Raw genomic sequence first — 23474 nt, forward strand, 5'->3', positions numbered from 1 at the left:
CAGCTTAGCGACGTGTACTCGGAACACGACTCAACCCTCTTTACCGCTGAGGTAGGGTTCGCGATTCCACTAAGATTCCCTATCGCCCCCTATCTGAATATGAATCTGCACAATGTGACCCTTGTTGATAGAGCAGCGAAACCTAATTACTTCCCGATAGGTAACATTCCTGGATTATCGAGCCGAGCAAATAGCCTCACCGCATTTAAATGCAAGCTCAAAGATTGTCCGCCCGGCAATAGACTTGGAGTTGCGCTTGCAGGAGTGGGCGGACTATTTGAGGGTGAATTTGACTTTGACGCATTCACGTCGACGACGATGTATCTTCAGTTGGTTCCTTCCCTCGGATCATATGGCACAGCCGTCAACATTGAATACCGCATCCGCATCAATGGATGGAGGGCGACAGCAATAGGCGACGAAGCGGCAGAACCTCGGATTATTGCCGGTCCCGGGAATCGAGTTTATGTCTACGATGCCGTCAACTTCTGCGAGGTTAAGATCGACAATGGACTAAAGACGGTCAAGCGGACACAGCGCACCACGGTGACTCCTCCTGCGGGAGGGCAGTTCTCGACTTCCCTAAGCGTTCCCTCGACATGGTATCCGGCCGGATCAGCAGCGAAGATCATGTCCACCGTTGGGGGCGCTACGGGTTTGACCGTCGGATTCACCGGAACAGGAGGCCCGGCCGCCCTTGCAACGCTTACTTCCACGATAGTCAATAGTGCGGGTTCACGGAACGGCACTCCAAACTTATTGGCGGCCGATACAGTTGCTCGTACCGTCGTGGTTACTAATACCGGTCCCAACTTTGATGGGACAGGCTCACTACAGATCGCTTTGACGATTGAGCAGGTGTCGGTTTCGGAATGAGTGAACTGGCAAGTTCGTGTTCAACGCGGTCTTGCCTTTCAGCAGCATCAGAATCCAAGCCAACGCTGAAGAGCCAGTTCGCGTCGGGCCCATGGCCGCTGGTTGGCCGTCTCGCCAGGAGCATTTTGCGGAGGTCGGGGCGGCGCACCCGTGGGGCATCCCCCGCGCCTGACGCGCTCACGCATCCTTTCGCGCAAGGCGCCAGCTCACAACGCATTCGCGTCCAAACCCCCAGAGGTAGATGGTCCCATCGGAGTGACGCTGGTCGAACTCCCAAAACGCAAGCGTGGGGTCGCGGTGGAGGTGCACCCCCCACGTACCCCGACTTGCGTAGAAGGAGCCGGGGGAGTATTCGATGCGCAGATTCGGGGTGGTAAGGGTCATGATGGTCAATGGGTCTTGGGGTCCGTGCAGATCGCACGCGGCGGATCATCAGGAGCGCCTTCTGGGCTTGCGTGAATGCCCCCTCACCGCCCTACCCCGACTTGACACTCACGGTACCGTAACGATCTCGGCTAGCATGGGGCTCGCTGTGGCACATCCTTGTATCACTTGCAGCCCAAACGACTCACATAAGTCGTTGATTTGATTGAATTTTTCTGGCGACTTGGCGATGTCAAGGCTCGTCACCTTACACACCAAAGCCGCAGGCAGTGCCTGCGGCTTGTTTCATGGCTTGCGCGATTCTTCGCCAGCCAACCAAGCCGGGATGTCGCGCTTGGCGTGCAGCACGCGCCAGACATCGATGTGATCGTCGCGCTCGATGTAGAAGACCAAGTAGGGGTAGCGCGTGAGTGGCCAGCTTCGCAGGCCCGGCAGGTTCAACTCGTGCGCGTAGCGGGGCGAGCCGGTGCCCGGCTGCCTCCCGATGTGGACAAACGCCTTGTCCAGTGCATCCACCATGCCGTCGGCCACGTTCGACCCGGCTTCGCTTAGGTAGTGGTCAAGTGCTGTCTCCACGTCGCCGATGGCCAGGACGCGTGGAACAACGGGCTTGGCGCTCACTGCTGGGCGCGCGACCGAACACGCGCACGCAGGCCTTCGTAGAAAGTGGCATCAACGGGCTGGGTCGGCGCACTTTCCGCACCGGCCAACAGCAAGCCGCGCAAGTGCTGGCGATCTTGCTCCTTGCGGATCAGCTCGCGCACGTATTCGCTGCTGGTGCCGTAGCCCCGCTCCAGCACCTGCTCGTCAACGAAAGCCTTGAGCGCCTCGGGCAGGGAGATGTTCATCGTGCTCATGGGGATGCATGCTAGGAAGCTTGGCAAAATTTGGCAATACCGACCGGATTTCGCGCCGTCATCCAAGGGCATTCAACGGCAAGCGCGACAGCCTAAACTGCCAACACTTCGGCTACCCGCAAGATTGCATCAAGAGATCCCGCCATGCCTGCACGCGACCCCACCGCCATCACCGACTGGCACGCCCACGTCTACTTCGACGCCGCCACGCGCGACGCCGCCTGGGCCTTGCGTGAGTTGATCGGCGTCGAGTTGGCCGGGCGCGTGCAGATCGGCCGCTTCCACGAAAAGCCCGTGGGCCCGCACCCGATGTGGTCCTATCAATTGGCGTTCGATGCCGACCAGTTCGCCCACATCGTCGGCTGGCTCACGCTGAACCACGGCGCGCTCGACGTGTTCATCCACCCCAACACCGGCGACGAACTGCGCGACCACCGCGACAGCGCGCTGTGGCTGGGCCAGTCCCATACGCTGGACCTGAACGCGCTGCAGGCTTAAGCCACCGCGCGCAGGTGGCGCAGCGCCGCCTCCCCCGCCCACACGCCACTGGCCATGGAGGCCGTGAGCAGGTAGCCGCCGGTGGGGGCTTCCCAATCGAGCATCTCGCCGGCCACGAACAAGCCCGGGCGTTCGCGCACCATCAGGCCGTCGTCGAGTGCCTCCAACCGCACACCGCCCGCGCTGCTGATGGCCTCGGCCACGGGGCGGGGGCGCATCAGCTTGAGCGGCAAGGCCTTGATGGCCGCCGCGAGTCGCGCCGCGTCGTGCATGGCCTCGCGGTCCAGGCATTCGTGCAGCAGCGCGAGCTTGATGCCGTCGAGCCCGAGCCGGCCCTTGAGGTGGCTGGAGAGGCTGCGCGAGCCGCGCGGGTGCGACACGTCGGCCAGCACGCGTTCGGGCGTGCGGTCGGGCAGCAGGTCGATCCACAGCGTGGCCGAGCCGCCGCGCGCGATGCGGTCGCGCAGCGCGGCCGACAAGGCGTAGACCAGGCTGCCTTCGATGCCGGTGGCGGTGGCGACGAACTCGCCGCGGTGCCAGTGGCGCGCGTCGGTGGGTCCATCGAGCGCCAGCGCCACGGTCTTGAAGGGCTGGCCGGCCCAGCGTTCGGTGAACACGGCACTCCAGCCCTCGGCCACACCGTGCACGGGCGAGCCCGCCACGTCGAAGCCGCAGTTGGCGGCTTGCAGTTCGGCCACGTCGACGCCCACGTCGCGCAACCAGGGCACCCATGCCCCGTCGGAGCCCAGGCGCGGCCAACTGGCGCCGCCCAGGGCCAGCAACACGACGCCCGCCCGCACCTCGCGTTCTCCTTCCGGCGTGGCAAAGCGCAAGGCGCCGCCGTCGCCAAAGCCCAGCCAGCGGTGGCGCATGTGGAAGTGCACCGGTTCGCCCCCCGGCTCGGGGTGGCGCAGGCGATGCAGCCAGGCGCGCAGCAGCGGCGCGGCTTTCATGTCGGTGGGAAAGACGCGGCGCGACGTGCCGACGAAGGTGGCGATGCCCAGGCCCTCGGCCCAGTCGCGCAAGGCTTGCGGCCCGAAGCGCTCGAGCATCGGCCGCAGCGCGCCCGCGCGTTCGCCGAAGCGCGCCACGAAGGCCTCGAAAGGCTCGGCGTGCGTGAGGTTGAGCCCGCCCTTGCCGGCCAGCAGCAGCTTGCGGCCCACGGAGGGCATGGCGTCGTACAGGTCCACCGACACGCCCGCGCGCGACAGCACCTCGGCCGCCATGAGGCCGGCCGGGCCGCTGCCGACGATGGCCACGCGGGAGTTCATTCTTCTTTCCATTCGAACACGCGCCCCTGCGGGTTGATGAACGCCAGCCGCAGCGGCTCGCCGGGGTGGATGGCCGACACCGCCGCGCGGTAGGCGGCCATCTGCTCACGGTGCGCCAGCACGGTGTGCGGTGCCTCGTGGGTCTTGAAGTCGAGCACCCACCAGGTGCCGCTGGCGCGGTCGCGCAGCAGGCGGTCGAGGCGGCGCACCTGGCCTTCGTGCAGCAACTCCACCTCGTTGCCCCATTGTTCGACGCGGGCGTCGTCCCAGGCCCAGGCGGCCTCGCCGCGCACGATGCGCCGGGCCGCGTCGAGGGCCTGGGCGGCGGTGGCGGCGTCCAGTTCGTGCAGGTCGGCGACGGCGCGCTGGTGCGCAGCGTTCCAGTCGAACCCGCGCGCGGGTGTGGGGCACCATTGCAGCAACTGGTGCACGGCGCGGCCGAAGCGGGTCTGGGCGTCGGCTTCGATAACCACCACCTCGGGCACCGGCTCGGGCAAGGCCCGCAGCGTGGGCAGCGCGTGCAGTTCGAAGGCCGCGGCCTCGGTGTGCACAGCGGGGCGGCAGGCATCGGGCTGGTCGAGCATCTGCGCGAGCGGCGAGAGCCGCTGCCACCACGAGGTGCCGGCGCTCGCGCGCCCGGGCTCGAAGCTGGAGGCCACCAGCCGGTGGCCGGCGCGCGTCATGGCGACGTAGAGCGCGTTGAGTTCCTCGAGCGAGCGCGCGCGGCGCTCGGCGTCGAGCAGTTCCTGGGCGCACAGGGGGGCGCGCTTCTCGCTGGCCAGGAAGACGAATCGGCGCGGCTGCGGCGCCTCGCCGGGCCAGTCCACCAGCACACCCATGGATTCGGCGCGCGCGGGCGCGGCGTCGGTGTCGAGCAGCAGCACAGTGTGCGCCTCCAGGCCCTTGGCGCCATGGATGGTGAGCAGGCGCACGGCACCGGGCGTGGCCACGGGCGGCATGGGCGTGCCGCCGGCCTTGAGCGCGCGCACGAAGCGGTAGGCGGTGAGGAAACGCCCGCCCTCGTGGTCGAGCGCCTGCGCCAGCAAGGCCTGCAACTGGGCCTGGGTGGCGGCGCGCTGCGCGGGCGGCACGGCCTGCGCGAAGCGCGCGAGCAGATCGGCTTCGCGGAACACGAGTGACAGCGCGTCGTGCGGGGGCAGGTTCAGCAGCGCCTCGCGCCAGCCTTGCCAGCGCAGGGCGGTGTCGCGCCACAGCGGCGCGGCATCGGGCGCTTGCGCGGCCTGCAGCAGCACGGGCCACCAGCGCGCGCCGGGGCCGGCGGCGCGCACGGCGCTGGCCAGCGCGGCCAACTCGTCGTCGCCCCAACCGCCGATGGGCGAGCGCAGCGCGCGCGCCAGGCTCAGGTCGTGCCCCGGCGAGACCAGGGCGTCAATGAGCGCGATCACGTCCTGCACCGCGGGCGCGTCGGCCAGGTCGAGCTTCTCGGGCTGTTCGCTGGCGATGCCGCGCTCGCGCAGGGCCTCGTGCATCCAGCCCAGGCGTTCGCGCTTGCGCGCGAGCACCATGACGTCGTCGGGCCGCACGCGGCCAGCGGCCACCTCCGCGGCGATCCAGTCGGCCGCCTGGCGCGCCTCGAGTTCGCTCATGGCGTCGTCGGCCAGGTGGCGCGGCGTGGACAGGCTGTCGCGCCAGGCCACGGGGTCGGTGGTCGCGGCGTCGGCGCCTTCATCGACGCGCTCACGGGCGCTGCGCGGCACCACGGGCAGGGCCAGCACGGCGCCGGGCTCGGCGCTGGCGGTGGTGTGCGGGCGAAAGGCCGCGCCCACCGCTTCGCCGTATTCGCCCGCGTCCACGGCCTGCTGCATGGCGGTGTTCACCGCATCCACCACGGCGATGGCGCAGCGGCGCGTGTGGTCGCAGGCCAGCAGCGAGCCACCCAGGCCCTGCACCACGAAGGCCTGGGCCGCGCGAAAGACCTGCGGTTCGGCGCGGCGGAAGCGGTAGATGGACTGCTTGGGGTCGCCCACGATGAAGACGCTGGGCGCCTCCCCGGGCCCCGCACCGGCGTAGGCTGCAAGCCAGCCGTACAGGGCCTGCCACTGCAGCGGGTTGGTGTCCTGGAATTCGTCGATGAGCAGATGGCGCACGCGCGCGTCCAGGCGCTGCTGCAGCCAGCCGGAGAGTTCGGCATCACCCAGCAGGCGGCGCGCGGCGCCTTCGACGTCGTTCATGTCGACCCAGCCGCGCTCGCGCTTGAGCTCGGCCAGCACGCGCAGCAGCACGCGGGTGAGCCGCGCCAGGCGCTGGTGGTGCACCCAGGCGCGGTGCTGGCGCTCGGCGAGCAAGGCCTCTTCGATGCGGGCGTGCGCCGCCTGCACGGCGGGCAGCGCGTCGGGTTGAGCGCCCAGCTTGAGCGGTGTTCCCTTCGCTGTGGTGAGGGCAGAAATGGCTGCGCGTCCATCGCTACTGGTCACGGCCTGTTCGAGCTCGCGCGCAGCCTTCTCGGATTTCTTGAGCTTGCTGAACGCACCCAGCGCTTGTGCGGCAGCGATCAGCTCTGCACGGAAGCGCTCATTCAGAACCAACCACGCGATCGGATCGTCGCCCGCACCGGCCCACTCGGGCATCTGCTCGTCCAAGGAGCGCACGGCGCCATCCACCGCGCCCACGGCGTCGGCCCAGAGGAATTCCACGCGCTTGGTGGCGGCGTTGCGCAAGGCGGTGAGGGTCTGGTGGCGGCCGATGTCGGCGACGCTGGCGAAGAAGTCCTCGCGCGCGGCCTCGTCCTGCGCGAGTTCGGCGTAGAAGCGCGGCCACAGGCGCTGCAGGATGGCCTTGTCGTCTTCCTGCAGCTCGTACTGCGGCGGCAGGCCCAGCTCCTGCAGCACCGACAAGGGCGCGCCGCGCAGCAGCGCCGCGAACCAGCTGTGGAAGGTTCGCAGTTGCACCGGACGGCCTTGCCGGCGCAGCCGCTCGCGCAGGCCGCGCGCGGCGGGCACCAGCTCACGCGCCACCGCCTCGGGCAAGCCGCGCATCACCAGGCCGGCGCACAGTTCGTCGTCGCTCTGCGTGGCCCAATCGGCCACCACCTGCTGCAGCCGCTCGCGCATTTCACCGGCGGCCTTCTTGGTGAAGGTGATGGCCAGGATGTCCTGCGGTGGCGCACCGTCGAGCAGCGCGCGCAGGATGCGAGAAACCAGCATCCAGGTCTTGCCCGCGCCCGCGCAGGCCTCCACGGCCACGCTGCGCGCCGGGTCGCAGGCGCGCGCGTAGAAGGCCTGCGGTCCCACGGGCTGGCCATCGACGCGGTAGGCGAGCCCGGTCATGCGTCGTCCTCCGCCTCACCCGCCACGGGTTGCCAGAAGTCCTTGCGGCACAGGCCGCGCGCCGCGCAGAAGTCGCAGGCCGCGCCTTCGCCCAGGGCCTTCATCGCGGCGCCACCGGCCACGCGCTCCAGGTCGTTCACCAGACCCTGCACGATCGCGTCGCGCGCCATCAGCACCTCGGTCTGTTCGATCAGCTTCGCTGGCTCGTCGCGCTCGCCGCGCGCGTCGACGATGCTGAGGTAGGCCGCGCGCAGGCGCTGCGCGGGCAGCAGCGCGGCGTAGAAGCCGAGCTGCGTGTCCTCCAGCGGGTCCTTCACGCGCGCCTCGGTGCGGGTGCGGCTCTCGGTCTTGTGGTCGATGACGAAGCTCTCGTCGCCTTCGGCGTTCTCACCCAGGTCGCGCCGCGCGTCGATGCGGTCCAGCCGGCCGTGCAGGGTCCAGCGGCCCGCGCGCTGCTCGCGCTCGGCCTCGGCCGCCACGAAGCGCCAGCCCTCGGCCTCGTGCGGCCACAGCCAGTGCAGGTAGGCCTCGCGCAGCGCGGGCCATTGCGCGCGGTAGGGCAGGAAGCCACCGGCCTGCATGTCATCGCCCAAGCCCATCGCCACGGCCACCACCTCGGCCAGCGCATCCAGCGCGGCGCGGTCGGCGTCCTCGCCGGGGCGCTCGTCGCCGCGCGCCTCGTGAAAGCGCTTGAGCACCTCGTGCAGCCAATTGCCCAGGTCGCCCTGGTCGGGCTCGGCGTCAAGTTCGTCCACCTCGTCCAGGCGCAACTGGCGGCGCGCGAAGAAGCGGTAGGGGCAGGTGCGCAGGTCGTCGTAGGCACTGGCCGACAGGCGCTCGGGCAGCAACGCGGGCGCGCGGGCCTGGGGCTTGGGCGTGCCGCCCGCCGCCACCGGGCGCGGGTCGAGCAGGGACTGGGCGGCGCCCTCGCCGCAGCCGTCGATGAAGGGGCTCGGCAGCAGCGCCTCGCCAGCATCGTGGCGGCGCCAGAGCGCGTCCACCGGCGCACCCGCGAACAGGTGCGACCAGGCCGAGGCCGCCGCGCGCGCCAGGGCCTCACGATCGGGCAGGCCCAGCAGTTCGCGTTGCGCGGCGGTCCAGGCACTGTCGGGCTCGGGGCTGGCGCTCAGGTGGCGCTCGTCGCACCCCGGTGCCACCACGGCCGCCACGCGGCGCCCCAGGCGCTGTTGCAGGGGCAGCACGACGACCTGCGGCGCGCCGACCACGGTGGGCTGGAACACCGCGCCCTCCAGCACGTCGCGCACCCAGGCGCCGAAGGCCGCGAGCGACCAGCGCGCGGCCGCGCGCGGCCCGGCGGCGGCCTCGCCCAGGCCGTCGAGCTCGTGCGCGCCCTCGCCCAGGCGCAACACGCCGATCAGTTGGCGGCCGGCCTCATCGGCCTGCAGCGGCGCCCACTGCCCACTGCGCTCCAGCGCCTGCGCGGTGTCCTTGAGCCAGTGCAACAAGGGCCGTGCAGCCTGCAATTCGGCGCGCTGCGCGTCGATGTCGGACCCGCGCCAATCCAGGGGCACGGCGGCCCAGCGCGCCACGCCTTTTTGCCGCAGCCGGCGCTCCAGCGCCTCCACCACCGCCGGCGAAAACGCGGGCGCGAGCTTGAGCCAGTCGAGCACCTCGTCGGTGCTGGCGCGCGCGTCGGCCGCGCGCAGCAGGGCCATCAGGCTGGCGGCGGCGCGCGTGGTGGACAGCTTCCAGCCGGTCTCGTCGCGCAGCCGCACGCCAGCCCCCATCAGCAGGGCGCTGGCGCGGCGCGTGAGCAGGCGGTCGTTGGCGATCAGCGCCACCGGCGCGCGCCCGGCGTTGAGGTGCGCGATGGCGCAGGCGGCGGCGGCCTGCGCCTCGGCTTCGAAGTCATCGCAGGCCCACACGCGGGGCGCGGCCTCGGCCGGCGCGGACCAGGCCAGCCGCCCGGCCCGTTCGCCCCAGTGGGCCAGCAGCGCCTCGGTGAGCGGATCGGGGTGGTGGCCCGGCAGGCACAGCAGGCGATCGGCGTCGGCGCCCGGGGCGGCCTGGGGCGACCACAGCGCGTCCGTGACGTAGGCCGAGCTGCCCGCCCAGGTGACGGCCAGGTTCGCCACCAGCGACTCCCACTGCGCGCTGGCCGAGCCGCCCGCCCCCGCCAGCGCGGCGCGGCGCTCCTCGGCCCAGGCCGCGCGCCGCTCGGGCGCCTGGGCGGCGGCCAGCGGTGCGAGCTGGCGCGCGGCGTCGATCAGGCGGGCCACCAGTTCGCGACGCAGGCCCGCGTCCAGCCGCGCGGGCACCACGCGCTCGATCCACGCGGCGGCCACCAGCGCGTCGCGCGCCATGTCGTGGCTGATGTCGTCGGAGCCCGGCCGCCAGGGCGCCAGCGCGGCGGCCCAATCGCGCAGCGTGGTGAAACGCGGCGCCAGGCCCGCGGTTTGCCGCTGGCGTTCGGCCCAGGCGCGGCGCGCCTCGGCCACCAGTGCGGCATAAGGCAGCAGCACCACCAGGCGCGACATCGGGACCCGGGCCTGCAGCGCCACCCCGGCGAGCTCCTCAAAGGGGGCCTGCCATGCACACGACATCGCGTCCGCCTGCACGGCGGCGCCCACAAGGGCTGACTCGTCGTGAGGTCTCGCGGGCTCTGGCGTCATGAAAAGGGGGTTTCTGTCACAATGCGGCCGCTTGCATGAGGGGGCCGACGTCGTCGCCCGGTCAGCCGCATGCGCCGCACTGTAACCTCCCCCCGCTCACCGAAAACCCAAGGACGAACCCCATGGCCAGCGACCTGATCAAACACGTTTCCGATGCCAGCTTCAAAGCCGATGTGCTGGACAGCAAGGCCCCGGTGCTGGTGGACTTCTGGGCCGAATGGTGCGGCCCCTGCAAGATGATCGCCCCCATCCTGGACGAGGTCGCCGGCACCTACGACGGCAAGCTGCAGGTCGCCAAGCTCAACGTCGACGACAACCGCGACGTGCCCGCCAAGTTCGGCATCCGTGGCATCCCCACGCTGATGCTGTTCAAGGACGGCCAGCTCGCCGCCACCAAGGTGGGCGCGCTCAGCAAGGCCCAGCTCACCGCCTTCATCGACCAGCAACTGGCCTGATCCCCCCGGCCCGGGCGCCCGCCCGGGCCCATGGGCCGCGCGGAGCCCGACGACAGGGGCGCGAACGCAGCGATTCCTGTCATAATCCGCCGCAATGCGGGCAGCAAGCCCGCCTCTCCCCCGCGCAACGTCCGTCATCCGGACCGCAGCGCCCACCTCCCCGCTCTTCCCCTATCGCCTCCACCCTGGAGTGACGTCGATGCACCTGAACGAACTCAAGGCCCTGCACGTTTCCGAAGTGTTCAAGCAGGCCGAAGCGCTCGAAATCGAAAACACCGGCCGCATGCGCAAGCAGGAGCTGATGTTCGCCATCATCAAAAAGCGCGCGAAAACCGGCGAACAGATCTTCGCCGACGGCGTGCTCGAGGTCCTGCCCGACGGCTTCGGTTTCCTGCGCGCGCCGGACACCAGCTACACCGCCAGCACCGACGACATCTACATCTCGCCCAGCCAGATCCGCCGCTTCAACCTGCACACCGGCGACATGATCGAGGGCGAAGTCCGCATCCCCAAGGACGGCGAACGCTACTTCGCGCTCAATAAGCTCGACAAGATCAACGGCCTGGCTCCCGAGGAGAACAAGCACAAGATCATGTTCGAGAACCTGACGCCCCTGTTCCCCAAGGAACAGATGCGCCTGGAACGCGACATCAAGAGCGAAGAGAACATCACCGGCCGCATCATCGACATCATCGCGCCCATCGGCCGTGGCCAGCGCGCGCTGATCGTGGCCCCGCCCAAGAGCGGCAAGACGGTGATGATGCAGCACATCTGCCACGCCATCACCGCCAACCACCCCGACGTGGAACTCATGGTGCTGCTGGTGGACGAGCGCCCCGAGGAAGTGACCGAGATGCAGCGCACCGTGCGCGGCGAGGTCATTGCCTCCACCTTCGACGAGCCCGCCGCGCGCCACGTGCACGTGGCCGAGATGGTGATCGAGCGCGCCAAGCGCCTGGTCGAGCTCAAGAAGGACGTGGTGATCATGCTCGACTCGATCACCCGCCTGGCCCGCGCCTACAACAACGTGCTGCCCTCTTCCGGCAAGGTGCTCACCGGTGGTGTGGACGCCAACGCGCTGCAGCGTCCCAAGCGCTTTTTCGGCGCCGCGCGCAAGGTGGAGGAAGGCGGCTCGCTCACCATCATCGCCACCGCGCTGGTCGACACCGGCTCGCGCATGGACGAGGTGATCTTCGAAGAGTTCAAAGGCACCGGCAACTGCGAGATCCACCTCGACCGCCGCCTGTACGAAAAGCGCGTCTTCCCCTCCATCCAGCTCAACCGCAGTGGCACCCGCCGCGAGGAACTGCTGCTGCAGCCCGAGATCCTGCAGAAGACCCGCATCCTGCGCCAGTTCATGTACAACATGGACGAGATCGAGGCCATGGAGATGGTCTTGAAGAGCATGAAGGCCACGAAGAACAACTCCGAGTTCTTCGACATGATGCGGCGCGGAGGCTGATCCGGCCGCCACGCTATAATCGCTGGTTTTATTGGCGGCAAGTACGTCGGAAGGGTTCCGGCGCGGCTGTCGCAACCGCCCTGAAGGAACCGCCATGAAAGACGGCATTCACCCGAACTACCGCGAGGTCTGCTTCCTCGACCTGTCGAACAACTTCAAGTTCGTCACCCGTTCCTGCGCGAACACCAAGGAAATGATCAAGATGGACGACGGCCGCGAACTGCCGCTGTTCAAGCTCGATACCTCCAGCGAATCGCATCCGTTCTACACGGGCACGCAGAAGAGCGTGGACAACATGGGCGGCCGCGTCGAGAAATTCCGCAACCGCTACGCCAAGACCGCCAAGTAATCCTGGCGCTGGCCCAAGAAAGCAGCCGCAAGCCGGCTGCTTTTTTTTCGCCCGACGCTTCCCGCGCACGCCCTTTGCCCCCGGTGCGCCGCTTGTATAGTCCCCAGCCGTGAACCGCCCGACGCCCGCCATCGTGAGCCAGTCGGCCGTGCGCCGACTGCCGCGCGTGGCCCTCATCCTCTTCTGCGTGGCCTACGTGCTGCCCGGCTTCCTCGGCCGCGAGCCCTGGAAGAACGCCGATGTGGGTGCCTTCGGCGCCATGGCCGAGCTGGCCCGGGGCGGCGATTGGTGGCACCCCGGCGTGCTGGGCCTGCCGGTGGAAGACGCCGCGCTGCTGCCCTACTGGCTGGGCGCGCTGTTCATCCGCGCCCTGCCCTTCCTGCCCGCCGACTTCGCGGCGCGCCTGCCCTTCGCCGGCCTGCTGGCCCTCACGCTCGCCTGCACCTGGTACGCGGTGTACCACCTGGCGCGCCAGCCGGCGGCGCAGCCGGTGGCCTTCGCCTTCGGCGGCGAGGCCCGCCCGGCCGACTACGCGCGTGCCCTGGCCGACGCCGGCCTGCTGGCCCTGGTCGCCTGCCTGGGCTTGGCCCAGCTCTCCCACGAAACCACCCCCGACGTGCTGCGTCTGACGGCCACGGCGGCCATGCTGCTGGGCGCCGCCCGCCTGTCCTACCCCGGTCTGCCGCACGCCTGGCGCGGGCTGGCGTGGTGGACGGCCGGCTGGCTGGCCCTGGCCTTGAGCGGTTCGGCCAGCCTGGGTCTGGTGCTGGGCACCGGTTGGCTGGGCCTGATGTGGCTGGCGCCCCGGCCGACGTCCAGCGAAGCCCCTGGCGACAATGGGCGCGCCCTGCTCGGCATTGCCACGGCCGTCGGCGTGCTCATCGCACTGGGCAGCGGCTGGGCCGGCGCCCTTGGCCCGGCCGACGCGCCGCAGGCCCTGGCCCGCCTGCCGCTGGACAGCTGGGGGCGCCTGCTGCTGTGGTTCACCTGGCCCGCCTGGCCCCTGGTGCTGTGGACGCTGTGGCGCTGGCGGCGCCAGTGGCGCCAGGCCCACGTCGCCCTGCCGCTGTGGGCCGCCCTGGTGGTGGTGGTGCATTCGGCGCTGGCGCCCGAGCGCGACCGCGCCCTGCTGCTGGCCCTGCCGGCGCTGGCCGTGCTCGCCGCCTTCGCCCTGCCCACGCTGCGGCGCAGCGTGTCCTCGCTGATCGACTGGTTCACCCTGCTGTTCTTCTCGTTCTGCGCCCTGGTCATCTGGGTGATCTGGGTGGCCATGATGACGGGCGTACCGGCCAAGCCGGCGGCCAACGTGGCGCGGCTGGCCCCGGGCTTCGTGCCCGAGTTCTCCTTCGTGCTGTTCGCACTCGGCGCGGCGGCCACGCTCGCCTGGTTGTGGCTGGTGTCCTGGCGCGTGGGCCGCCACCGCGAGGCCATCTGGAAGAGCCTGGTACTGCCCGCCGCGGGCAGCACGCTGTGCTGGCTGTTGCTGATGACCCTATGGCTGCCGCTGCTCGACTTCGGCCGCAGCTATGGCCCGATCTCGCGGCGCATCGCCGAGCTGGTGCCCGCCAACAGCTGCGTGCTCGCCGACGGCCTGTCGCAGGCGCAGATCGCCGCGCTGCGCCACCACGGCGGCCTGCGGCTGGTGCGCACGGGCAATGGCGATGGCGCCGATTGCCGCAGCCTGATCGCCACGCCGCAAAGCCAGGGCAGCCTGCACCAGCGCGTGGACCTCACGCAGTGGGCGTTCAAGGCCAACGTCTGGCGTTTGAACGACAGCAAGGAAAGCCTGGTGCTGTACCTGCGCGTGGGCGGCTGAAGCCGCCGGCTCAACCCGGCGGCGTCGTGCGCACCCGGGTCGGCGGCAGCGCGATGGTGAAGGTCGAGCCCTGCCCCACGGTGCTCTGCACGTCGATGCGCCCGCCGTGGCGCTGCGCCACGTGCTTGACGATCGCCAGCCCCAGGCCGGTGCCGCCGGTTTCGCGCGAACGGCTGCGGTCCACGCGGTAGAAGCGCTCGGTCAGGCGCGGCAGGTGCTCGGCGGCGATGCCGGGCCCGGCATCGGTCACGTAGAACTCGGCCACGCCTTCGTCGTTGATGCGCCAGCCCGGCTCGATCAAGCCACCACCGGGGGTGTAGCGCACGGCGTTGCTCATGAGGTTGGACATGGCGCTGATGAGCTCGGTCTTGGCCCCGGACACCCAGAACGAGGCGCTGCCCGCCGACGGTTCGATGCGGTGGGGCGTGCTCGCGATGGCCTGGCTCAGGCCGCGCGCTTCCTGCACGGCGTGCTCCAGCAACTCCTGCGTGCCACACCATTCGCCCTGCCCCGGCGCGGGGCTGCCCTCCAGGCGCGAGAGCGTCAGCAGGTCGTTCACCAGCGTCTGCATGCGGTGCGCCTGCTGGCTCATGAGCCCCAGGTACTGCTGGCGCTCGTCGTTGCTGAGCTCCAGGCTCTGCATGGTCTCGACGAAGCCGCTGAGCACGGTGAGGGGCGTGCGGATTTCGTGCGACACGTTGGCCACGAAGTCGCGCCGCATGGCCTCGGCGAGTTGCACCGCGGTGATGTCGCGCGTGATCATCAGCTTGCGCTTCTTGCCGTAGGGGTGGATCTGCAGCGAGATCTTGGCCGGCTGAGAAGGGCGTGGACCGATGCCGTCGATGGTGATCTCGTGCCCGAAATCGCCGGCGGACAGGTAGGCGTTGAAGGCCGGATGGCGCACCAGGTTGCGCACGTACTGGCCCAGGTCGCGCTGCGGATCGAAGCCGAGCTGGTTGGACGCCGTGAGGTTGGCCCATTCGATGCGGCCCGCCGCATCCAGCAGCACCACGCCGTTGGGCGAGGCCTGGATCGCGGCGAGAAAGTCCTCCAGCCGGGCGTCGCTGTTGGCGGCCTTCTTTTCCAGCTTCTTGATGAGTTTGCGGCAGCGGTCGAGCACCTCGCCCCAGAAGCCGCCGAGCTCGGGCATGCGGGACACGTCGGCCTTGTTGAGCCAGCGCAGCACGCGCTGCGCGCGCAGGCCATCGCGCACCGCCCAGATCACGCAGCCCGTGAGCGCGCCCACGAACGACAAGGCCGCCTTGTCGGCGGCCCAACCGATCGCCGCTCCCATGGCCACCAGGAGCAGCAGTTCGAGAATCCTTCGACTCACCAGATAACCTTCGCGCAGCGCGCCGCGGTGCAAGCCCCTACGGGCGGTTGAGCCGGGTTCATGTCGCCGAGAGCGGCGTGCCTTGCGTCGGGCGTGCGGGGCTGTTCACGGCGGTGAGGCGGTAGCCGGCGCCACGCACCGTTTCGACCATGGTCGATGCCTCGCCCAGGGATTCCCTCAATCGCTTGACGTGCACGTCCACGGTTCGCTCCTCGATGAAGACATGGTCTCCCCAGACCTTGTCGAGCAGCGTACCACGGGAGTGCACACGCTCCGCGTGCTTCATGAGGTAGTGCAGCAGCTTGAACTCGGTGGGGCCCACCTTGAGTTCGCGCCCGCGAAAGCTCACGCGGTAGGTGGCCGCGTCGAGCGTGAGCTCGCCCACCTGCACCGAGTCGTTCACGATCTCCGGCGCGCGCCGGCGCAGCACGGCGCGGATGCGCGCGAGCAGTTCCTGGGTGGAGAAGGGCTTGGTGATGTAGTCGTCGGCACCGGCGTCCAGGCCCTGCACCTTGTCGCTCTCGTCGCTGCGCGCGGTGAGCATGAGGATCGGAACGGTCTTGGTGCGCTCGTTCTTGCGCCACTGGCGGGCCAGCACGGCCCCGCTCTCGCCGGGCAGCATCCAGTCGAGCAGGATCACGTCGGGCAGCACGGCATCCACTTCGCGCTGCGCGGCGGCACCGTCGAAGACGATGGTCGGCGCGAAGCCGTTGTGCCGCAGGTTGACGGCGATCAGTTCGGCGATCGAGGGTTCGTCCTCGACGACCAGGATCCTGGGCAGTTTTCTCATCCGGCAACGGACTCCACTTTGTCGACGGGCGTGTGACGGACGTCTTCGCCCTTGACGATGAAAATGATCTGTTCGGCGATGTTCTTGGCGTGATCGCCGACCCGCTCGATCGATTTGGCCAGGAACAGCAGGTCCAGGCTCGGCGAGATCTTGCGCGCGTCTTCCATCATGTAGGTGATCAGCTTGCGCAGGAAGCCGTTGTACTCCTCGTCGATCTGGTCGTCCGCCTTGATGATCGAGACCGCCATCTGCGTGTCCAGGCGGGCGAAGGAGTCGAGCGACTTGCGCAGCAGCGAGGCGGCCAGGTCGGCGGCCAGACGCAGCTCGGAGATCGGCAGGTTGCGCGGCGAACCGGTTTCGATGATGGACTTGACCATGCGCGCCATGCGCGCCACTTCGTCGCCCGCGCGCTCCAGGTTCTGCGTGGTGCGCGAGATGGCCATCAGGAAGCGCAGGTCGCGCGCCGTGGGCTGGCGGCGACCGATCGTCGAGATGATCTCGTGGTCGATCGTGAGCTCCATCTGGTTGATGCGGCTCTCGTTCTCTTCCACCTGAAGGGCGGATTCCAGGCTCATGTTGACCAGGGCGTAGACCGCCTGGTGCAGCTGGGATTCGACCAGCCCCCCCATCTCCAGCACGTTGGTGGAAATGGAATTGAGTTCGGCGTCGAACTGGCTGGACAGGTGTTTGTCGCTCATGCGTGTGTCTCCCAGAGTGTGACGCGGATCAGCCGAAGCGGCCGGTGATGTAGTCCTCGGTCGCCGTCTTGGTGGGCTTGAAGAAGATCTGCTCGGTGGCACCGAACTCGATCAGCTCGCCCAGGTACATGTAGGCGGTGTAGTCGCTGCAGCGCGCGGCCTGTTGCATGTTGTGCGTGACGATGGCGATGGTGTAGTCGGACTTGAGCTCGTGCACCAGCTCTTCCACCTTGCCGGTGGAGATCGGGTCGAGCGCGGAGGTGGGCTCGTCGAGCAGCAGCACCGAGGGCTTGACCGCCACGCTGCGCGCGATGCACAGCCGCTGCTGCTGGCCACCGGAGAGCGACAGACCGCTCTGGTTGAGCTTGTCCTTTACTTCCTTCCACAGCGCGGCCTTGGTCAGCGCCCATTCCACGCGGTCGTCCATCTCGCTGCGCGGCAGGTTCTCGTAGAGGCGCACACCGAAGGCGATGTTGTCGTAGATCGACATGGGGAATGGCGTGGGCTTCTGGAACACCATGCCGATGCGCGCGCGCAGCAGGTTCAGGTCCTGCTTGGCGTCGAGGATGTTCTGGCCATACAGCTTGATCTCGCCCTCGGCGCGCTGGCCGGGGTAAAGGCTGTACATGCGGTTGAGGGTGCGCAGCAGCGTGGACTTGCCGCAGCCCGAGGGGCCGATGAAGGCCGTGACGCGCTTCTCCTGGATGTCCAGCGTGACGTTCTTCAGGCCCTGGAACTTGCCGTAGAAGAAGTTGAGGTTGCGCACCTCGAGGGCGTTGCGTGCCTCGCCCTGAACAGCGGGCATCTTGCTCGCGGCCATGTTCTCGGGGCGAATGGCGAAGGCGGATTCGGATGACACGATGAGTTCCTTGAGTGAAGCTGTTACCGAGAGGTGCCGCGGAACCGGCTTTGCCGGGCCGCAGGCGCCGCCCCCTTGAGGGGGTCGCGCGAAGCGCGGCGGGGGTGTTTCATGTCAGACCTTGACTTTGTCGCGGAAGAACACGCGCGCCAGGATGTTGAGGGCCAAGACGGTGAGCGTGATGATCAGCGCGCCGGCCCAGGCCAGGCGCACCCAGTTGTCGTAAGGACTCATCGCGAACTGGAAGATCACCACCGGCAGGTTGGCCATGGGGCCGCCCATGTCGGTGCTGTAGAACTGGTTGCTCAGCGCGGTGAACAGCAGCGGCGCGGTTTCACCGCTGATGCGCGCCACCGCCAGCAGCAGCCCGGTGATGACGCCGCTCTTGGCCGCGCGCAGCGTGACCATGAGCGAGACCTTCCAGCGCGGCGCGCCGAGCGCGAAGGCGGCTTCGCGCAGGCTGCCGGGCACCAGGCGCAGCATGTTCTCGGTGGTGCGCACCACCACGGGAATGGCGATCAGCGACAGCGCCAGGCTGCCGGCGTAGCCCGAGAAGTTGCCCACGGTGGCCACCGCGATGGAGTACACGAAGAGGCCGAGCACGATGGACGGGGCCGACAGCATGATGTCGGTGACGAAGCGCGTGAACTCGGCCACCTTGCTGTTGTCGCCGTATTCGGTGAGGTAGATGCCCGCGAGGATGCCCACCGGCGTGGACACCAGCACCGACAGGCCCACGATCATGAGGCTGCCCAGTAGGGCATTGCGCAGGCCACCGCCTTCGGAACCCGGCGCGGGCGTGTCGGCGGTGAAGACGTTGAGGTCCAGCCCCGCGAGGCCGTTGGAGAACAGGACCCACAGGATCCACAGCAGCACGAACAGGCCGAGGATCATGGCGCCCATGGAGAGCGTCAGGCCGATGAGGTTGGTGCTCTGGCGGCGTTTGTAGAGCGCTTGATTCATTTGCATGGTGTGTCTCGCTCCAGGGCTCAGGCGCCCTTGGCCTTTTCGGCGCGGATGATCATCCACTTGGCCAGCGCCAGCACCACGAAGGTGATGCAGAACAGCAGGAAGCCCAGCGCAAACAGGGTGTTGAAGTGCAGGCCTTCGGCTTCGCCGAATTCGTTGGCCAGCACCGAGGCGATGGAGGTGCCCGGCGAGAACAGCGAGGTGGGCATGCGGTTGGCGTTGCCGATCACGAAGGTGACGGCCATGGTCTCGCCCAGGGCGCGACCCAGGCCGAGCATGATGCCGCCGATGACGCCCTTCTGCGTGTACGGGAGCACCACCTTGGCGACCACCTCCCAGGTGGTGCAGCCCAGTCCGTAGGCCGACTCGCGCAGGATGGGCGGCGTGATCTCGAAGACGTCGCGCATCACGGCCGCGATGAAGGGCAGCACCATGAACGCGAGGATGATGCCGGCGGCCAGGATGCCCAGGCCGTTGGGCGCGCCACCGAACAGCCAGCCGATCAGGGGCATGCCCATCATGAGTTCGCGTGTGGGCACCTGGAAGTAGTCGGCGAACACCGGCGCGAACACGAACAGGCCGAACATGCCGTAGATGATGGACGGCACGGCGGCCAGCAGTTCGATGGCGGTGCCCAGCGGACGGCGCAGCCACACGGGGCAGGTCTCGGTGAGGAAGAGCGCGATGCCAAAGGCCAGCGGCACGCCAAAGAGCATGGCGATGCCGGCGCTGAGCAGTGTGCCGACGATGGCGATGGCGGCGCCGTACTGCTCGTTGACGATGTCCCACTCGACCGTCCAGAGGAAGCCGAAGCCGAAGGTCTTGAACGTGGGCCAGGCGTTGATGAACAGCGAAACGATGATGCCCGCCAGCGCGATGAGCACCAGCAGCGAGAAGGCCTGCGTGAGTCGGTGGAAGATCGCGTCCTGCCATTGCTGACGCCGGGCAACGGCCACCATGGCGCTCTCGCTGCGCAGGTCTTGCGGGGTGGAACGGGATCGGTTGGAAGGCATGCTGGCGTCTGTGCTGCTGGTGGTGGTGTTCATCGGACCCTCCTCGGGCCTTGTTTGACAGACTGTATGACAGACATCGGACTGAAAAAACCCACCGGCCGGCCCTGGCCCACCGGTGGGTTCGTCGGGGCCTCAGCCCACGATCAGCGGGCGATCTGCGACCAGACCTTGTCGCGGATCTGGCTGGTCACCGCGTCGGGCATGGGCACGTAGTCCAGGTCGACGGCGGCCTGCTTGCCGTTCTTGAAGGCCCAGTCGAAGAACTTGAGCACCTCGGCCGACTGCGCCTTGTCGCTCGGTTCCTTGTACATGAGGATGAACGAGGCGGTGCTGATGGGCCAGCTCTCCTTGCCCTTGGCGTTGACCATGGACACGCCCATGCCGGGCACGCTGAACCAGTCCACGCCGGCCGCGGCGGCGGCGAAGCTCTTGTCGTCCGGCTGCACGTACTGGCCATCGGCGTTCTGCAGGGCCATGTGCGGGATGTTGTTCTTCTTGGCGTAGGCGTATTCGACGTAGCCGATGGCGCCGCGGGTGCGGCTCACGTTGGCGGCCACGCCCTCGTTGCCCTTGCCGCCCACCGAGGTGGAGGCCGGCCACTTCACGGCGGCGCCCTTGCCGACGGTGTCCGCCCAGTCCTTGCTGACAGCGGCCAGGTAGTCGGTGAAGTTGAAGGTCGTGCCCGAGCCGTCGGCGCGGTGCACCACGGTGATGGGGGTGTTGGGCAGGGTCTTGCCCGGGTTCAGCGCGGTGATCTTGGCGTCGTTCCAGGTGCTGATCTTGCCCAGGAACATGTCAGCCAGCACGGGGCCGGTGATGCGGATGGAACCCGGAGCGAAGCCTTCCAGGTTGAACACGGGCACCGTGCCGCCGATGATGGCGGGGAACTGCACCATGCCGTCCTTGTCGAGTTCCTCGCCCTTCACGGGGGCGTCGGAGGCACCGAAGGCCACCGTCTTGGCGCGGATCTGGCGCAGACCGCCCGACGAGCCGATCGACTGGTAGTTCAGGCCGGTGCCCGTCTGAGCCTTGTACATCTCCGCCCACTTGGCATAGATCGGGAACGGGAACGTGGCGCCAGCGCCGGTGATGTCGGCGGCGTGTGCGGTACCGAGCGCGAGGGTGGCCATCGCGGCAGCGGTCAGGGCTTTCAGAAGGGTACGTTTGCTGTTCATGCGGGGAAGTCCTCAGAGGTTGCAGAGAAGGGACGAGCGGACTTTATGGAGGCTGTGTGACAACTGCGTGACATCAAACGCGCGTCACAAAAAGGGCCTTCCCCGTCGCGCCTGCCGACGCCCGCTCCTGGGGCATGCGTCACAATCGGCGCCTCCCCGCCCAGCGGCGCTTCGCCCGCACGTCCCCATTTCTCCATGCAAAACGGAACCCTCCTCGCCGCCGTGGACCTCGGCTCGAACAGCTTTCGCCTGGAGATCGGCCGCTACCACGCCGGCCACATCGAGCGGGTGGAGTACCTGAAGGAGACCGTTCGCCAGGGCAACGGGCTGGACGACGAGAAGAACCTCAACCCCGCGGCCATGGAGCGCGGCTGGGAATGCCTGGCCCGCTTCGGCGAGCGCCTGCAGGGCTTCAAGAAGCAGCAGGTGCGCGCCGTGGCCACGCAGACCCTGCGCGAGGCCCGCAACCGCGAACAATTCCTCAACCGTGCGCAACAGGTGCTGGGCTTTCCGATCGAGGTGGTCTCGGGCCACGAGGAGGCGCGGCTGATCTACCAGGGCGTCTCGCGCCTGCTGCCGCATTCCGACGAGCGCCGCCTGGTGGTGGACATCGGCGGGCGCTCCACCGAAATGATCATGGGCCAGGGCTACACGGCCGAGGTGCTGGAGTCGTACCGGCTGGGCAGCGTGGCTTGGTCCACGCGCTATTTCCCGCGCGGGCAATTCACCGCGGCCACGCTCAAGACCGCCGAGGTGGCCGCCAAGGCCGTGCTCGACGAGGCGATGGACAAGTTTCCGCCCACGCAATGGCACGTGGCCTACGGCTCCTCGGGCACGGTGGGCTCGATCGCCGACATGCTGGGCGCCAACGGCTGGGCCATGGGCCTGATCACGCGCTCCGGGCTGGACTGGCTCACCGAGCGCCTGCTGCGCGCGGGCCACGTGGACAACCTGCGACTCGACGGCCTGAAGGACGACCGGCGCCCGGTGCTGGCCGGTGGCCTGGCGGTGCTGCGCGCGATCTTCGACCTGTACGGCCTGGACCAGATGCTGCCCGCGCAGGGCGCGCTGCGTCACGGCGCGCTGTACGACCTGATCGACCGCGAGAGCGACGGCGGCGACGTGCGCGAGCGCACCGTTCGCTGGCTGGCGCAGCGTTTCTCGGCCGACGAGGCGCAGGCGCGCCGCGTGGGCGAGGTGGCCAATGCGCTGTTCTCGCAGGTGGCCGCGCCCGACGAGCAGGACACCCGCTACTCACAGAAGCTGGCCTGGGCCGCGCAACTGCACGAGATCGGCTCGCACATCTCGCACGAGCGCAACCACCACCACGGCGCCTACATCCTGGACAACGTGGACGCGCCGGGTTTCTCCTTGCGCGAACTGCACCGCATGAGCCTGCTGGTGCTGGGCCAGCGCGGCAAGCTGCGCAAGCTGGAGGAAGCCCTGCAGGACGAACTGTTCGCCAAGCAGCTCGTCTGCCTGCGGCTGGCCGTGCTGCTGTGCCACGCGCGGCAGTTGCCGGAGTACCAGTCCATGCGCCTGGGCTACAAGACCGGCGCCTTCAAGCTGTCCACGCCTTCGGGCTGGGCGCGGCGCTTCCCACAGTCGGCCTGGCTGCTCGGGGAAGAGATCCAGGCCTGGCAGAAGGTCTCGTCCTGGAAGTTCACGGCGGACGTTCGCTGAGCCGTCATTCGTCTTTCATATAAACCGTTTATACGGTTTATACTCATCGCTCCCCTACCTCCCAGGAGTGATCCATGGCCCCGGCCAACGACAAGTCCGCCAGCAAGAAGCCCAAGCTCGTTCGCGACAGCTTCACCATCCCGAAGAACGAATTCGCCGCGATCGAGGCGCTCAAGGCCCGGGCGATCGCCCTGGGCACCAGCGTGAAAAAGAGTGAACTGCTGCGCGCCGGCCTGATGGCGCTGCAGGGCCTGAGCGACGCGGCCTACAAGGCCGCCGTGGCCGCCGTGCCCACGCTCAAGACCGGCCGCCCCGCGGCGAAGGCACCGGCCGCCCAGCCCGCGGCGACGCCAGCCAAGAAGAAGGCCGCGGTGAAGAAGCCGGCCGCAAGGAAAGCGGCTCCGACGAAAGCCGCGAAGCCCGCCGCGAAAGCGGCGACCAAGGCCGCACCGAAAGCGCCGACCACGCCCGCCGCGAAGCCCACCCGCAAGGCCCCCGCCAAGAAGGCCGCGCCTGGAAAGGCGACCACCAAGGCCGCCTGAGCCCGCCTCGGAGCGTCTCGGGCCTCAGAGCATCTCGGGCGTCTGCACCGTGACGACCACGGTCTCGCCCGAGCCATTGCGCTCGCGGTGGCGCAACCACCACAGCGCGCCCTTCTTCACCGAGCAATCGTCCTCGGTGAAGCCCAGCAGGCGGGCGATCACCTGCCCCAGCGTGGGCTGGTGCCCCACCACCACCACGGGCCCCTTGCCCGCGGGCCACTGAATCAGCTCCAGCAAGGCGTCGGCACCGGCCTCGGGCGCGATCGCCTCGCTGATCTTGTAGCGCCGGCCCAGCGCCATCACGGTCTGTTCGCAGCGCGCGGCGGGGCTGCTCCACACGCGCGCGCCTTCGGGGAGCTGGCGATCCAGCCAGGCCGCCACACGCGCGGCCTGCTTCTCGCCGCGCGGGGTGAGCCGGCGCGCCAGGTCGGCGCGATCCCCCGGCAGGCCGTCGGCCAGGTCGGGGTGGTCCACCGCTTCGGCGTGGCGCCACAGGATCAGGTCCATGCCGCGCACCGTCATCG

General features: G+C 68.8%; 21 protein-coding genes. 8 read left to right on the plus strand and 13 right to left on the minus strand.

Translation table 11 applies throughout. From position 1 onward, the window contains the following. On the plus strand, nucleotides 1–876 hold an 876-nt coding region (locus VLG41_RS18965), incomplete at its 5' end, for a hypothetical protein (RefSeq protein WP_325350948.1). A 669-nt stretch (nucleotides 877–1545) separates the two neighbouring features. Here the strand turns inward: VLG41_RS18965 and VLG41_RS18970 are convergent. Together VLG41_RS18970 and VLG41_RS18975 are read right to left on the minus strand one after the other, a co-directional pair. Further along, complete coding sequence (locus tag VLG41_RS18970) at nucleotides 1546–1881, minus strand: type II toxin-antitoxin system RelE/ParE family toxin (RefSeq protein ID WP_325350949.1); 336 nt, start codon at nucleotides 1879–1881, stop codon at nucleotides 1546–1548. Beyond that, nucleotides 1878–2117: a type II toxin-antitoxin system ParD family antitoxin gene (locus tag VLG41_RS18975; protein WP_325350950.1), complete on the minus strand. Its 240-nt coding sequence runs from the start codon at nucleotides 2115–2117 to the stop codon at nucleotides 1878–1880. The genes VLG41_RS18970 and VLG41_RS18975 overlap by 4 nt, the downstream gene beginning before the upstream one ends. Before the next feature lie 144 nt (nucleotides 2118–2261). On the opposite strand from VLG41_RS18975, the gene VLG41_RS18980 reads away from it, so the two are divergent. After that, nucleotides 2262–2615, plus strand: a complete 354-nt coding sequence (locus VLG41_RS18980) for a DOPA 4,5-dioxygenase family protein (protein WP_325350951.1) — start codon at nucleotides 2262–2264, stop codon at nucleotides 2613–2615. Here VLG41_RS18980 and VLG41_RS18985 read toward each other — a convergent pair. The 3 genes from VLG41_RS18985 to VLG41_RS18995 are packed head-to-tail and all read right to left on the minus strand — an operon-like array spanning nucleotide 2612 to nucleotide 9695. Then, entirely contained in the window at nucleotides 2612–3886 is a 1275-nt protein-coding gene (locus tag VLG41_RS18985; protein ID WP_325350952.1) for a TIGR03862 family flavoprotein, read from the minus strand. The genes VLG41_RS18980 and VLG41_RS18985 overlap by 4 nt on opposite strands. Then, complete coding sequence (locus tag VLG41_RS18990) at nucleotides 3883–7173, minus strand: UvrD-helicase domain-containing protein (RefSeq protein ID WP_325350953.1); 3291 nt, start codon at nucleotides 7171–7173, stop codon at nucleotides 3883–3885. The genes VLG41_RS18985 and VLG41_RS18990 overlap by 4 nt, the downstream gene beginning before the upstream one ends. Further along, the gene (locus VLG41_RS18995) at nucleotides 7170–9695 is read right to left on the minus strand and encodes a PD-(D/E)XK nuclease family protein (RefSeq protein ID WP_325350954.1); all 2526 of its coding nucleotides are present in this window, start codon (nucleotides 9693–9695) and stop codon (nucleotides 7170–7172) included. The genes VLG41_RS18990 and VLG41_RS18995 overlap by 4 nt, the downstream gene beginning before the upstream one ends. Before the next feature lie 233 nt (nucleotides 9696–9928). Between VLG41_RS18995 and trxA the strand changes: the two genes are divergently transcribed. The 4 genes from trxA to VLG41_RS19015 all read left to right on the plus strand — a co-directional run bounded on the left by trxA (nucleotide 9929) and on the right by VLG41_RS19015 (nucleotide 13888). Continuing rightward, on the plus strand, nucleotides 9929–10261 hold the full coding sequence (trxA, locus tag VLG41_RS19000) for a thioredoxin TrxA (RefSeq protein ID WP_070397983.1): 333 nt from the start codon (nucleotides 9929–9931) through the stop codon (nucleotides 10259–10261). Between the two features lie 199 nt (nucleotides 10262–10460). Continuing rightward, nucleotides 10461–11723: a transcription termination factor Rho gene (gene rho, locus VLG41_RS19005; RefSeq protein WP_325350955.1), complete on the plus strand. Its 1263-nt coding sequence runs from the start codon at nucleotides 10461–10463 to the stop codon at nucleotides 11721–11723. Nucleotides 11724–11817: 94 nt separating this feature from the next. Continuing rightward, a complete protein-coding gene (locus VLG41_RS19010) occupies nucleotides 11818–12072 on the plus strand; it encodes a type B 50S ribosomal protein L31 (RefSeq protein WP_325350956.1) in 255 nt (84 codons plus the stop codon). Between the two features lie 109 nt (nucleotides 12073–12181). Beyond that, entirely contained in the window at nucleotides 12182–13888 is a 1707-nt protein-coding gene (locus VLG41_RS19015; RefSeq protein WP_325350957.1) for a hypothetical protein, read from the plus strand. Nucleotides 13889–13898: 10 nt separating this feature from the next. Here VLG41_RS19015 and phoR read toward each other — a convergent pair whose 3' ends face one another. The 7 genes from phoR to pstS all read right to left on the minus strand — a co-directional run bounded on the left by phoR (nucleotide 13899) and on the right by pstS (nucleotide 20725). Beyond that, nucleotides 13899–15221 (minus strand): phosphate regulon sensor histidine kinase PhoR, encoded by a 1323-nt coding sequence (gene phoR / locus VLG41_RS19020; protein ID WP_325350958.1) that lies wholly within the window; start codon nucleotides 15219–15221, stop codon nucleotides 13899–13901. A 58-nt stretch (nucleotides 15222–15279) separates the two neighbouring features. Next, nucleotides 15280–16011, minus strand: coding sequence for a phosphate regulon transcriptional regulator PhoB (gene phoB / locus VLG41_RS19025; RefSeq protein ID WP_325350959.1), 732 nt, complete (start codon nucleotides 16009–16011; stop codon nucleotides 15280–15282). Then, a complete protein-coding gene (gene phoU / locus VLG41_RS19030; RefSeq protein ID WP_325350960.1) occupies nucleotides 16008–16709 on the minus strand; it encodes a phosphate signaling complex protein PhoU in 702 nt (233 codons plus the stop codon). Before phoU ends, phoB begins: the two co-directional genes overlap by 4 nt. Before the next feature lie 28 nt (nucleotides 16710–16737). Further along, nucleotides 16738–17514 carry a phosphate ABC transporter ATP-binding protein PstB gene (pstB, locus tag VLG41_RS19035; protein WP_325350976.1) on the minus strand — a complete coding sequence of 259 codons (777 nt, stop codon included), beginning with the start codon at nucleotides 17512–17514 and terminating at the stop codon, nucleotides 16738–16740. A gap of 168 nt (nucleotides 17515–17682) precedes the next feature. Next, nucleotides 17683–18537: a phosphate ABC transporter permease PstA gene (pstA, locus tag VLG41_RS19040; protein WP_325350961.1), complete on the minus strand. Its 855-nt coding sequence runs from the start codon at nucleotides 18535–18537 to the stop codon at nucleotides 17683–17685. A 20-nt stretch (nucleotides 18538–18557) separates the two neighbouring features. After that, a complete protein-coding gene (pstC, locus tag VLG41_RS19045) occupies nucleotides 18558–19583 on the minus strand; it encodes a phosphate ABC transporter permease subunit PstC (protein WP_414652516.1) in 1026 nt (341 codons plus the stop codon). 110 nt (nucleotides 19584–19693) lie between these two features. Then, entirely contained in the window at nucleotides 19694–20725 is a 1032-nt protein-coding gene (gene pstS, locus VLG41_RS19050; RefSeq protein ID WP_325350962.1) for a phosphate ABC transporter substrate-binding protein PstS, read from the minus strand. Nucleotides 20726–20920: 195 nt separating this feature from the next. On the opposite strand from pstS, the gene VLG41_RS19055 reads away from it, so the two are divergent. Further along, a complete protein-coding gene (locus VLG41_RS19055) occupies nucleotides 20921–22408 on the plus strand; it encodes a Ppx/GppA phosphatase family protein (protein WP_325350963.1) in 1488 nt (495 codons plus the stop codon). A gap of 74 nt (nucleotides 22409–22482) precedes the next feature. Beyond that, the gene (locus VLG41_RS19060; protein ID WP_325350964.1) at nucleotides 22483–22950 is read left to right on the plus strand and encodes a hypothetical protein; all 468 of its coding nucleotides are present in this window, start codon (nucleotides 22483–22485) and stop codon (nucleotides 22948–22950) included. 24 nt (nucleotides 22951–22974) lie between these two features. On the opposite strand, the gene VLG41_RS19065 is transcribed toward VLG41_RS19060, so the two are convergent. Further along, entirely contained in the window at nucleotides 22975–23457 is a 483-nt protein-coding gene (locus VLG41_RS19065) for a SixA phosphatase family protein (RefSeq protein WP_325350965.1), read from the minus strand. Nucleotides 23458–23474: the final 17 nt, after the last annotated feature.

The sequence above is a fragment of the Hydrogenophaga sp. genome, from assembly GCF_035481345.1.
GTDB lineage: Bacteria > Pseudomonadota > Gammaproteobacteria > Burkholderiales > Burkholderiaceae_C > Hydrogenophaga.